Origin of the sequence: Paenibacillus sp. FSL H8-0104 (assembly GCF_038050215.1) — a bacterium.
In the GTDB taxonomy this organism is placed as follows: domain Bacteria; phylum Bacillota; class Bacilli; order Paenibacillales; family Paenibacillaceae; genus Paenibacillus; species Paenibacillus amylolyticus.
Genome location: NZ_JBBOTC010000001.1, coordinates 5945804 through 5958701 on the forward strand (window position 1 = coordinate 5945804; position 12898 = coordinate 5958701).

A 12898-nucleotide genomic window follows, 5' to 3' on the forward strand; every position below is an offset into this window, starting at 1 on the left:
ATTTAAAATTTGAATATTTCACATTGTAAACGTTTGCGATACTACCTCTCAATTATAAATGAACGGACAGACCGTTGTCTTGTGGCGCAATCATGAACACCCCTGTTAATACCATTATTAGCTAAAAAAATGTCTTGCCTGTGAAGGAATAAATTGGTATGCTGTTGTCCTTCTCTCTTTTTCGCCTTGACTGAAGTGAACGGAAACGCCGTTCAATCCACTTATCGGAGGTGTCACATGCTTTATTTCACTCTGGCTTCCAAAGCCTACTCCCGGAATCTGCAATACCGCGGGGCACACATGGTACATAACTTGGCAAGCGCCATGTTTGGTTACATGTATGCCTGCCTCTGGATCGGCATCGGGGCCGACCATACTCTCGGAGAATATGGGACACAGGGAATGATCAGTTACATTGCGTTCACGCAATCCTCTCTCTGGATCTCGGGTTTTCTCACGAACGGATTGGGTATTCCCTTATCCGTCAGGACAGGGCAGATCGCACTGGATCTGATGAGGCCTGTTCATCTGTTCACCCACCTGATGGCACGCGAATGGGGGCAGATTGCCTACCAGTTCGTGTACAAAAGTATTCCGATCTACCTGCTCTTCTCCATTGTCTTTTCCCTGCATTGGCCCTCAGACGTTTCAACACTATTCTATGCCGCACTTGGTCTTGCCGGCGCCGCATACTTATCCATCTGTATGAACTACATCATTGGTGCCACGTCGATGTGGACCACGGAGTCCTCTTGGCTTCACTGGGGCAATCACGCGATGATGAATCTGCTGGCTGGTTTTTTCATTCCGCTGGAATGGCTACCGAACTGGCTTGAACAACTTGCCTGGATATCATCCTACCCTTTCCTGCTCTATGTACCTACCCGAATCTATCTTGGTTTCGAAGATGGCTCCTTGTTATGGGGAACCTTGCTTTGGTGTGTCTTTATGACGTTGATCTGTCTTGCGATTACCCAAGTGTTACGTCGTAAAGTGGAGGTACAAGGCGGATGAAGCGAACTTCCTGGTTCAATTTATATAAAATGCTCATTCGAACAAGCATCCGCAGTCGGATGCAATACAAGTTCAATTTCATCATGGCGTCCGTACTGGCCGCTTTAATTCAGATCTCCGAGTTTCTGATGGTTGCTCTCGTGCTGCACAAATTCGGAGCAATTAAAGGCTGGTCCCTCCATGAGATCGGTTATCTCTTTGCCATCATGACGTTATCCAAAACACTGTATCGAACGTTCGGAAACGAAGTTCATCATCTGGAAAAATATCTGGTTAATGGTGAGCTTGATCAACTGTTAACACGTCCCATGCCCGTATTGCTAGCACTGCTGCCGCAAAACTTCCGCATCATGGCTGGGGAAGTCCTGCAAGGCGGGTTCATTCTCTGCTGGTCAGTGGCAGGCATGATGCATAGCGGACAGATTGGCTGGATCGCCATTCCCTTCTCCCTGCTCATTATTCTGACGGGCGCAGTCATTCTCTTTTCCATCGGACTTGCTACCGCCACACTCGGATTCTGGACCACACGTATCGAGGAATTACAGACGATCACTGAGGATGCAGCACGAACAGCTGCCCAATATCCGCTAACGTTATATCCCAAATGGATGTCTGGCATTCTGCTAACGGTGATTCCGGTAGGATTCGTCAACTACATTCCGTCACTTTACCTGTTACGGGGTGAAGGAGGAGCGTGGATTCTTGTTGCTGTTGCGGCGGTTGCCGTACTGAGTTTGGCTGCAAGTCTGCGTTTCTGGCAATTCGGCATGACCAAATATCAAAGTGCAGGTAGCTAAGGAGGCGTAACGAATCATGAACATGATCACAGCAAGGCATCTGCAAAAGGAATTCAAAACTCCTGTTATTCGCGAAGGACGTTTCTCCGGTCTACGTACGTTATTTTCACGTGAGTATGTGTCCAAGGAAGCGGTACGCGATATCAGTTTTGATATCGGTCCAGGGGAGTTTGTGGGTTACATCGGTCCGAACGGGGCTGGCAAGTCTACCACGATCAAAATGCTGACAGGTATTCTGCACCCAACCTCGGGTGAGGTAAGGCTTGACGGTATGAACCCGCATCAGGACAGGCGCAGGACCGTTGGTCGACTGGGCGTTGTGTTTGGACAGCGCAGTCAGCTCTGGTGGGATCTGCCCGTGAAAGATTCATATGATATTCTGGCCGAGATGTACGGCGTTCGTGCCGAGGATAAAAAGAAACGGCTGTCCCAGTTCGCCGAGCTGCTGGACCTCGAATCGTTCTGGGCCACGCCTGTCCGCAAGCTCTCGCTTGGACAGCGCATGCGTGCGGATCTCGCAGCTTCCATGCTGCATGATCCCGAACTGCTTTTTCTCGATGAACCAACGATTGGACTGGATGTGAACGCAAAGCGGAACATTCGTCAATTTCTACGTACATTAAATGAATCGTTTGGCAAAACGATTTTGCTTACCACACATGACATGGACGACATTGAGCAGTTATGCAGCCGGGTCATGGTGATTAACCATGGTCAACTGACATATGACGGCACGATCTCGTCACTTCGCGAAACCATCGGACTACCTACGCTGATTCGGGTAACGTTCCGAGGAGCGTTTCATATCCCGGATGTTGTGTCGTCCGCGATACATATTACTGGAATGGAAGGACAGATTGTCACCGTCGAAGTGAACCGGAAGGAATGGAGCACAATGGACATTCTGAAACAGTTGGAGCACTGGGGTGAGATTGAAGATGTAGAGATGAAAGAACCCGATTTTGAAGATATCATTCATCGGGTATATTAGTCGGCCCATTTTGTGAGGAAATAGGATGAAGACCTGTTCTTACGCCGTTACATGAAAGAGGGACATGGCGTACTGTAATAACGGAGGTGAAGTGTCATGCTTGTGACCAAACATGTCCTTCTAGCATCCACCGTACACGCTACTCCCTACTTCATTGTACGTGGCATGATGCCGGGACCCGTGATGTTCATTACATCCGGGGTTCACGGGAATGAAACGGCGAGTATGGCCGCTGCGCAAAAACTCGCAGATGATATTGCGACAGGTCGTCACGCCATTCAGCGAGGGCTGTTAATTATCGTGCCACGCGTGAACCAGCAAGCCTACGCTAAGAAAATCAGAGGCAAGCCAGATCTGAATCGTACGTTTCCACGTCGTATGTCAGGCAAGGCCAAGCATCCGCTCGCTGCGGCAGTTTTTCAGCTGGCGCGTGAACATCGGGCCGACTGGTGGCTTGATCTGCATGAAGCTAACGGCCTGTCACAGCTTAGTTCACGGGTGCTTGGACAGACGTTGATCACTAATCCCGGCAGTGGGACGATTCCAGCTTGCAGAAGAGTTATCGAACGGATGAATCGGTCGATTGCCATTCATGATCGTCATTTTAACCTCAAGCAGCATGAATTGCCGGGATCTGCCCGTACAGCGGCTTCAAGACTATTACAAGCCCGTTCCGTCACAGTGGAGACCTGTTGGAGTCTGAAACGCTCGACCCGTATCAAGTATCAGACGAAGATTGTGCACCATTTTCTGCGTGAAGCGGGTATGTCATGATCAAGACTATTAAGATAGAACGAAAAAAAACCTCCAACAGAGAGCGCCGAAGTACATCCTCAGGTGATCTCTATTGGAGGTGTTTTTTTATCTCTGCATCATGGCTTCCAGTATTTTATTACCCACGGGATCCAGCGGCATGAGTGGATAAAGGTCTTTTTTAGTTATAAACTTGAATATCGCATCCAGATACTCATCCACAATTGAGGCTGATCCAAAACAATAATTGGACAATAATACGATGCCTATACCCTGTTCCTTGTTTAAGGCTAAATAACTGCTAAAACCAAATGTCCCCCCGTTATGCCAGAGAATATTCTGATCTAAGAGCTTATCCTTATGCCATCCTAAATATAAATCCGAATCTCCAATCATTATAGGAACATGACTTTTTTGTATTGCAGAGGCTACCGGATGATCATCATTAAGGTTGGCCTGAACAAATAAACTCATATCGTGAACAGATGACTTGATCGCCCCAGCCCCTGCATGTACACTAAGATCCCAGTGAGGCATCTTTTTCCCCGTTGACGTATGTCCATCTACAAATCTGCCATTCTGTTCTGCATTCAGCATAGCTGCTGTCTCCGTCATGTTTAATGGACCTGTGATATATTTTTTCAGCAGATCGTCATATGTACTGCCTGATACTTTACATAGGATATAGCCCAGTAAGCCCACGCCGGTATTGGAATACTCAAATGAACCCATCTGATCCGCAAAGTCAGCATCCGATAAAAAAGCAAGTAAATCATCCTCGGTATAATCTGAATACGGATTCAATCGGTTTTTCGTGGGGTTCAGATTTGTGGCAAGTCTAGGTAATCCAGAGGTATGCGTAGCAAGACTTTTTAAGGTAACCTTATTCAAATAATCGTTTTTGCCATTGTGTATGTACTTGCCAACCGTGTCATCAGTGGAAAGCTGCTGTTGACGTTCCAATTCTAACAGAAGGATCGATGTAAAAACTTTGCTTACAGAGCCGATTTCGAACAATCTGTGTTCGGGAGAAGCCACGCTCTTCTTTTTGGGATTGCCCAATGAATGATATTCGATAACTCCCTTTGTAATAACGCCAATCTCAAGATGCAGATGTTTCTTTCCTTTGATGTAATCGGATACAAAACCTTGCAAATCCCTCATAGAAAATGTTACTCCTTTTGTGGTGTGAGTTTCATTATTGAAATTATTGAAATCACGTTAAACACCATTATGTATTGGCAAACTACACTATGTATTCTTTCTAAATCTCCGATTCCCTGCTCGTTAGTCAACTCCTGTTTTCTGCTAAACAGGAAAAGAGCCGCTATTACGGCTCTTTCTTTTGCACCCTGAACGATTGAATATAATTGTCGATATCGTCCTCCGGTGTATGCAACAGTCGTGCCAGATTAATCTGCAGCTGTTCCAGATGGTCAATATGCTTCTGAATGTCAGTGATGCGTTCGCGTACAAGGGTTTTTAACGTTTCCTTTTCCATGTCTTCCTGACTGAGTAACTGTAACGTATCCTGTATTTCCTTTAGAGAGTAACCCAGCGACTGGGCATCCTTAATAAATTTAATCTTCACCAAATAATCCTCAGTATACACCCGGTATCCGTTGGAGGAACGACCGGGAGCGGGCAGAATCCCGCTGTCCTCATAATAACGGAGGGTTGCCATACTTACACCGGTACGCTTAGCCAGCTCTCCTCTTGTCATGGTTTCCATAGATACCCTCCATCCTTCTGCTGGGTTATTCCGCTTTTTGGTGACGTAGCTTGGTATACTTGGTATCATAAGTGGCCTCAGGGAATTTAGATGAAGGGCCTTGCAACAACGGCTGCTCCTCCCCCTTCAAATAATGATCAAAGAAGGCCAGCGTATAGGATCTGGTAATATCCACATTATGTTCTGGCGTCATACCTCTGGCAAACATTTTTGGTGAAATTAACGAAATATCCGTAAAGCTTTGATGAAATAAATTCTCCACTGTCAGATAATAGGTATCATTAAGACTGTTTGACATCACCCGATCCAAATCAGGCTCAAACTCGGGATAAAATACTTTATCCTTGGCAGTGGCGTCCGGGTCCAGACTTTTGGCTGTCCCACCCGACATGATATACATAAACGGCTGTTTCAAGGCTGTTGTGGATACTTTACCCCAGAAACCGCCTTCCAAACTAAGTCCTGCTTTGAAACGGTCATCCTGAGCCAGCGCTTCCGCCGTGGTTGCACCGCCGTAGGAGTGACCAAAGATACCGACAGAATCCAGATCAAGCTTGCCTTCGAGCAATTGATTCGGATCATATGAATTCCACTGTGTGAGAGTGTCCAGTACAAAGCTTGCATCCTCTGCACGAATACCTATACCTTTTATATTATATTGATATAGTTCTTTGGAGGTTGGGAAGTCAGGGTCCGGCTGATAAGAAGCGACATCGCCATCCGAGAATGTAACTTGTGCAGATGTATACGGATGGTCGATACCAACCACAATGTAGCCGTTGCTCACAAGTTCCTCAATCGCGGTCATACTTTGAAAGCGAGTAGAACGTATCCCTGGTGAAAACAGTAAAACAGGATACTTGCTCTGTGCGGCAGATACCTCGGCACCTTTAACAACATGCGTCGGAATCGTGTCAAGGTAACTGAATACCACTGGTGGAATACCAAATACCAGGCTGATCGCCTCTCCCAATTCGGCAGGATAATGCTCTAGCGGCAATCCTTTGGCTGTTTCCTGATCTACAGGATACCAGACATTGATCATGAGTTCCCGCTTGTCGCCCGGTTCAACCGATTTCGTTTCTTCCCGGGAATCATCCGTTAACTGCTGCGAAAAGGTTCCTATGGCAAATGAACCCGTCGATTCGGGCATCGTGAATGCAGGGAATAACGACGTCAACACCATTGTACCTGCACTAAGAGCCAGCACCAGAATGGATGCCAAAATGGTTTTGAACCACGATCGACGTTTCTGTTTCTGTGTATTCTGAATATTGCGCCGTGACTTCCATAATTGAACGGACAATACAATCAGTAAAACAAAGGCCACGATATAGGTAGGCATCAACTGCAAACGAAAATGATCCATTCCCCCATGCAAAAGGATAGCCAGTGCCAGTGCCGACAACGTACCGCCCCCCACTACCCGATGTTTGGGAGCCACCCAAATAACCACTGCGCTAATAACTGTCACGATTACCAAAATCCATTCTAAAATTCTCATTATTCAGCCTCCAATATTTCTTGATAAAAAAAGAATAAACCTTGAAGCATACTTCAAGGTCAAGGCTGTATTTTAGAAAAGATTTTATCGAGGAATTCGTAAATCCCATTTCCGAAGTTCGGTCAACGTGCACGTTCCGGACGAGAAAGCCTTAATACCTGTTGAGTTCGGCCCAGGATAGATCCGTCCTGTCATCACTTGCTCCCCCTGCTGAATGAACACCTCAATGGAGCTGACATCCATAAAGATATGAAGTTCCAGTTTCCCGTCAAGCAGTTCCACTGTTGCAGCTCGTTCTCCGCCCGGCCCTTGTCCGGCCTGCTCGCGATTCAAGCATAAACGCCGCTGCTCTACATCATAGGAAATCACGGTTTCTTCATCCTCACCCGTGCGCAGCTTTAACCCAAAGTGTTGTGCCTGTTCCGCTTCGAATACAGCATACAGTTCGTAACGGTCTCCACTGATTCCAAGATCAAAATCATGTTCATCACCATTTAAATGTATACCATACTGCTCGTTGCCTTCCGACCTGTACTGTATAAGTTCGGGAAGTGGCTGGAATATCAAGCGTTCTCCCCTACGAATTAGTTGTCTCGGCAAAGTCATTGCTCCAGCCCACGCATGGGACTGTTGTGTCGGGATTTCCGTTTCCCACGTATCCATCCAGGCCACCATGATTCGTCTTCCCTGTGCATCAACCATCGTCTGAGGTGCGTAAAAGTCGAAGCCACAGTCCAGCGGAACGTACTGCTCGTACTTCAACACACCCCGGTCTTCATCCAGCGATCCCATCATATAAACGGTCGAATGTAAGTTGCGATAGTTGTCTCCCTGTGCAGGCATGCGCTGCGGAGACATGATCAGAATATCTCGGCCATCAAGTGTGAACAGATCGGGACATTCCCAATTGTCACCAAGCGTCCCGTCACTCTGGGCCATAATGTTGACATAACTCCAATCCAGCAAGTCCGTTGAACGGTATAACAGAATGACACCTTTGCCAGCAGCATCATTTGATCCAAGTACACAATAGTACACACTGTTTCGTTCAAACACTTTCGGATCACGGAAGTCCTTCGGACTGGTATGCTCTGGGATCTGATCCAGCCGAATGACCGGATTCATCGCGCTTTTGACAAAATCAATCCCATTGTCCGAGACAGCGATATTCTGTGTCTGTAAGTAATCGTTATCCTTGTCGGGTCCAGTCACGACATGTCCCGTGTACATCAGCACCAACTTGCCATCCTGCACGATTGCACTGCCGGAGAAACAGCCTCCACTGTCGTAGCTCTGATCAGGTGCCAGTGCAACAGGCAGATAAGACCATGTAACCAAATCACGGCTCACCGCATGGCCCCAGTGCATCGGCCCCCATACCGGTTCGTAGGGATAATGCTGATAGAACATATGATACATCCCATTGAAGTATATGAAGCCGTTGGGATCATTCATCCAGCCCACCTCTGGCATCAAATGATAGGCCATTCGATAGGTTGGATCAACCTGGTGTCGATGCGCCTTGATATATGCGTTCGCCCGGGCGAGTGTATAACTCTCCTTCGTTTGAGCCGAAGAACTCGTCAGTCCAAGGTCTGTCTCTTGCCTTGTGTCTATTTCCTGCTTCTCGTGTCGTTCCTGGTTCATATGTCCTTCACTCCTGTCTCTCTCTATATCACCCGACTGAACTTATTTGATTGCCCCTTGCATGACCCCCTGAATAATGTACTTCTGCGCAAACAGATAAACGATCAGGACAGGTAGCAGGGTCAACACCAGACCAGCCATCAATGGACCGTAATCCACTGTATATGTCCCATAAAAATAAAACGTGGACAACGGCAGCGTACGCTGCTCGGATGAAGTCAGTACTAGAGAAGGCAGCAAAAAATCATTCCATATCCACAATACATTCAGCACGCTAATCGTTACGGTTGTTGGCAGTAACACTGGCAGTACGATACGGAAAAAGGTCTGCACTCTGCCGCAGCCATCCATTAGAGCCGCTTCTTCAAGCTCCAGGGGAATACTTTTGATAAAGCCATGGTAGATAAATACGGCGAGCGGACTGCCAAAGCCAATATACATGTAGATCAGCGACCACTTGTTATCCAGCAGGCTGAGCGAGCCGTATATTTTAACCAATGGAATCATAATGGCCTGGAACGGAATAATCATCGCAGCTACCATCAGGAAAAAGAGATACTGATTCACCTTGCTTTTGTGACGAACAAAGTAATGGGCTGTCATCGCCGCAAAAAGAGCAATCAGTAATACACCTGCAATGGTAATGAGCAACGAATTGCTGAATGCGGATACATATCCCATTTTGTCAAACGCATTGACGTAATTATCGAATTGAAAGGAGCTTGGCAAGCCCAGCGGATCGGAGGTAATTGCCTGGTTAGCCTTGAACGAATTGACGATTAGAAGCACAAACGGAAATACAAACAAAATCATCACAATGATTAATGCAATAAACTTCATCCAGTTGAGAATGCGCGATTGTCCAGCCATCATGCCTCGACCTCCAGTTTTTTGCTGAAATAGACCTGGAGCAATGTAATGGCGGCTACAAGGATAAACAGAACAAAGGCTTCTGCCTGACCCAATCCGTAGTCACGAGCAAGAAAGGCCTGCTCATAAACATGCATGGATACCATCTCTGTGCTCTTGAAGGGCCCGCCACTGGTCAAAGAGACGTTCAGATCATACACCATGAATCCCCGTTGCAGTGACAAAAAGATGCATACAATAAACGAAGGAACCATCAGTGGCAATACAATGCGCGCCAGCATTTTGCGATTACTTGCCCCATCAATACTGGCTGCCTCCATAACATCCTTCGGCACATTCATCAGTCCTGCAATGTAGATAACCATCATATAACCGGCATACTGCCAAACGGTCAACACAACGAGAGCCCAGAACGCTTTATCCGGATCAGCTAACCAAGAGGTGGAGAACAGCGTGAGATTCATTTTTTGTCCTGCAAAGACGAGTACCTGATTAAAAATAAACTGCCAGATGAAACCAAGCACGATTCCACCCACCAGATTTGGCAGGAAAAATCCAGCCCGAAACCAGCCCTGTGCCTTCATTCCCCGAGTTACAACGTAAGCGAGCAGGAAGGCAACCGCATTGGTCAGCACAACGGTAATAAATACGTACTCCAGCGTCATCCCAAATGATTTCCAGAACACGGTGTCCTTGAACACACCGATGTAATTATCCCAGCCAACAAAGTTTTGATCGATGGCAATGCCATCCCAGTTCGTAAACGTCAAATAAATACCATACAAAAATGGAATAATCATCACCGTAGCAAACGCAAATAATGTCGGGCCAGTAAAGATCAGGCGGGTGCGCAGACGTGTCCATAATCCTTTTTCGGTCAGCATTGTCAACCTCCACTCTATCCAAATGATTAGCCTGGCGGTTATACCGGAAACAAGTCGAACAGACCTCGTGTGGAAGCTGTATGTTCACCATCTCCGGCGTACCGCAAGTCTCTCTCTATGTGCTGCACAGGGCTATGATTAATTCCTTTATTTCACGTTGCTCCAGTATGCCTGAATTTCACTGGCAAGTCCGGCACGGTCAATGACGTCAGCCAAATATTTCTGCATGGATGCACCCAGTTTGGACCAGTGATCCGCAGGAAGTGTGCTCATTGATTCCTCGATTTTGCCTGCCTTGATGTATTCACTAATGGATTTGCCAAGTGGATCGGTTGGCTCCAATGTAATGTTGCTGAATGCCGGAATAATACTGGCTTGATTCACCAGGAAATCCTGACCTTTTTCGTTATAAACGATCCAGTCCAAAAATTTCTTCGCTGCTTCCTGCTGCGCTGGTGTGCTCTTTTCCTTATCCAGCAATATTCGTTTGGATACGGCAGCAGAGATTTGCGTATTACCGAAATCATCTGGATTATTGCTCACAGGTACCGGGAGGAAGCCATATTTTCCATCTGCTGTATCAAAGCTTGAAATTTGTGGCCATGCCCAGTTGCCCTGGAACCAGATACCTACCTCACCCTTGCCAAGCACTTCAGGTCCACGCTCATAGGTTCCGGACAGTGGAGAAGCCTTGTCAATATTGTAGGTTTTCATCAGATCAAATGTATCTAACAAGCCATTAAACACGGCATTGGAAGCAAGGTCCACTTGACCTGCCTTCAGATCAGTAATGAATTGATCCACCTTCGCACGGTCTGAAGACTGCCCACCATATGCAAGCCCCAGATAATGCGCACCAAGCGACCAATCCATCGGAGATACAATCAAAGGTGATTTTCCAGTAGCAGCGATCTTTTGGAACAACTCATCAAGCTGTGCAGTGGTCTGTACAGACTTTGGATCGAATGTCCCACCTACCGCCTGATCCAAGACATTCTGGTTATAGATGAATCCATATCCTTCAATAGAGAACGGGAAGGCATAATTTTTGCCATCAAACGTTGTAGCCGCTGTGCTATTCTCCACAGCATCCTTCATCCAAGACTCGGATGTGAGGTCCAGAACACGATCTTTGAATTTCTCGACATCCCCTGTATCCAGCATCATCATCGTTGTAGGGCTGCCAGAGGCATACAAAGCAGACGCTTTTTCAAACGGAGACTGTCCACTGCCTACAGGTACAATTTCAAGTGTTATATTTGGATTTTCGGCATGAAAGTCTTTAGCCGCTTGTTCCAACTGACTGTTAATTTCCGACTTTGAATTAAGCAAGGTGATTTTGACACTCTCACTGTTGCTACCCTCTGAGGAGGAGTTGGACTCCGTCGCTGCTTTACCTCCACATGCCGACAATACAAGCATCATAATCAATGACAATACCGATAATTTCATCCATCTCTGTTCTCTTTTCATCTTGTTATGGCCCCCGATCAATAGTTTAAAAGGAAACGCTTACAAATCGAATTATAATGTCAAAGGTTTGACATGTCAATCGTTTGACATACCATTCAAAAAAAATTTCTACGACTTCATTTTTCCGTTGCAAAAGGACGAATATGAAAAAACGACCTGTATCAGGTCGTCTCTCTCTCCACGATGGTAACCGGCAAAATATGCTCCATTCCGATCTTCTCTTCCGCGAGTTGGCGCCGAATCAGATCAATCGCCAGCTTAGCCATGGCCTCCACCGGCTGCCTGATCGTTGTTATGCCAGGCATCGTATACGCTGCCGCACGACTGTCATCATAACCTATAATAGCGATATCGTCGGGTACCTTGCGCCCACCTAACACGATCTGCTTCAGCGCATGCACCGCCATCAGATCACTCGTTACAAAGAGACCGTCCACCTCCGGGTGCTGTACAAGCAGCTTATCCACCAATTCTGTATACTGATGCTGATCAAACACATTCAGATCGGTTTCATGAATCATGACCGGTTTGACTCCATGAGCCTGCAAGGTATCAACGAAACCTGTCGTCCGGCGATTGGACAGCATTTGCAATTCCAAATTACCGCAGATATGTGCCAAATGTCGTCTGTTCTTCGAGAGCAGCAATTCAGCAGCCATAACCCCTCCCTGATAGTTATCAGATGAGATAAACGGGATGTCTTCACCGATCTTACGATCAAAGGTCACGATTGGGGAATGCAGATTCATATACTCATCAACTTCCAGTGTATGACTTCCCATAATAATGCCATCCACGCGATTACCCTTAAGCATTTCCACATATTCACGCTCTTTGGAAGGGTCCATGTGGGAATTGCATAACATAATTTTAAATCCATTCTGGTAAGCATGATACTCAACATAGCTAGCCAGTTCTCCAAAAAACGGATGGGATACATCGGGAATAATCAAGCCTATTACATTTGATTGCTTACGCAGAAGAGAACGGGCAATTTCATTGGGTCGATAGTTCAGTTCGTCCATGGTTTGATACACTTTGTCCCGAGTCTTCTGACTGATATATCCCCGGTTGTTTAATACACGCGAGACGGTAGTTACAGAAACTCCTGCCCTGAGTGCAACATCATGAATAGTTGCCATAACAGCCTCTTTTCCTACAACATTCTTCATACCTTTAACATTATAAACCTATTGCTAAACCTGAACCAAAGCCTTGGTACCCGCCTGCTGC

12 protein-coding genes are annotated in these 12898 nt (G+C 46.6%); 4 read left to right on the top strand and 8 right to left on the bottom strand.

All coding sequences use genetic code 11. The features are described 5' to 3' along the window. Window positions 1–237 precede the first annotated feature (237 nt). The 4 genes from NST38_RS26300 (at window position 238) to NST38_RS26315 (ending at window position 3576) form a co-directional block, all read left to right on the top strand. A complete protein-coding gene (locus tag NST38_RS26300; protein ID WP_341344160.1) occupies window positions 238–1014 on the top strand; it encodes an ABC transporter permease in 777 nt (258 codons plus the stop codon). Beyond that, window positions 1011–1811: an ABC transporter permease gene (locus NST38_RS26305; protein WP_341344161.1), complete on the top strand. Its 801-nt coding sequence runs from the start codon at window positions 1011–1013 to the stop codon at window positions 1809–1811. Before NST38_RS26300 ends, NST38_RS26305 begins: the two co-directional genes overlap by 4 nt. A 22-nt stretch (window positions 1812–1833) precedes the next feature. Beyond that, window positions 1834–2802 carry an ABC transporter ATP-binding protein gene (locus tag NST38_RS26310; protein WP_341344274.1) on the top strand — a complete coding sequence of 323 codons (969 nt, stop codon included), beginning with the start codon at window positions 1834–1836 and terminating at the stop codon, window positions 2800–2802. A 96-nt stretch (window positions 2803–2898) separates the two neighbouring features. After that, the gene (locus tag NST38_RS26315; protein WP_339191334.1) at window positions 2899–3576 is read left to right on the top strand and encodes a succinylglutamate desuccinylase/aspartoacylase family protein; all 678 of its coding nucleotides are present in this window, start codon (window positions 2899–2901) and stop codon (window positions 3574–3576) included. 87 nt (window positions 3577–3663) lie between these two features. Here NST38_RS26315 and NST38_RS26320 read toward each other — a convergent pair whose 3' ends face one another. The 8 genes from NST38_RS26320 to NST38_RS26355 all read right to left on the bottom strand — a co-directional run bounded on the left by NST38_RS26320 (window position 3664) and on the right by NST38_RS26355 (window position 12807). After that, window positions 3664–4719 (bottom strand): serine hydrolase domain-containing protein, encoded by a 1056-nt coding sequence (locus NST38_RS26320; protein ID WP_341344162.1) that lies wholly within the window; start codon window positions 4717–4719, stop codon window positions 3664–3666. 166 nt (window positions 4720–4885) lie between these two features. Then, window positions 4886–5287, bottom strand: coding sequence for a MerR family transcriptional regulator (locus tag NST38_RS26325; RefSeq protein WP_036606833.1), 402 nt, complete (start codon window positions 5285–5287; stop codon window positions 4886–4888). 25 nt (window positions 5288–5312) lie between these two features. Further along, a complete protein-coding gene (locus NST38_RS26330; RefSeq protein ID WP_282320188.1) occupies window positions 5313–6791 on the bottom strand; it encodes an alpha/beta hydrolase family protein in 1479 nt (492 codons plus the stop codon). Between the two features lie 84 nt (window positions 6792–6875). Next, the gene (locus NST38_RS26335) at window positions 6876–8438 is read right to left on the bottom strand and encodes a glycoside hydrolase family 32 protein (protein ID WP_341344163.1); all 1563 of its coding nucleotides are present in this window, start codon (window positions 8436–8438) and stop codon (window positions 6876–6878) included. Between the two features lie 42 nt (window positions 8439–8480). Beyond that, window positions 8481–9308, bottom strand: coding sequence for a carbohydrate ABC transporter permease (locus NST38_RS26340; protein WP_036607075.1), 828 nt, complete (start codon window positions 9306–9308; stop codon window positions 8481–8483). Continuing rightward, entirely contained in the window at window positions 9308–10192 is an 885-nt protein-coding gene (locus tag NST38_RS26345; protein ID WP_341344164.1) for a carbohydrate ABC transporter permease, read from the bottom strand. Before NST38_RS26345 ends, NST38_RS26340 begins: the two co-directional genes overlap by 1 nt. A gap of 147 nt (window positions 10193–10339) precedes the next feature. Continuing rightward, a complete protein-coding gene (locus NST38_RS26350) occupies window positions 10340–11665 on the bottom strand; it encodes an ABC transporter substrate-binding protein (RefSeq protein WP_083684891.1) in 1326 nt (441 codons plus the stop codon). 161 nt (window positions 11666–11826) lie between these two features. Further along, complete coding sequence (locus tag NST38_RS26355) at window positions 11827–12807, bottom strand: LacI family DNA-binding transcriptional regulator (RefSeq protein ID WP_076253542.1); 981 nt, start codon at window positions 12805–12807, stop codon at window positions 11827–11829. Between the last annotated feature and the right edge of the window lie 91 nt (window positions 12808–12898).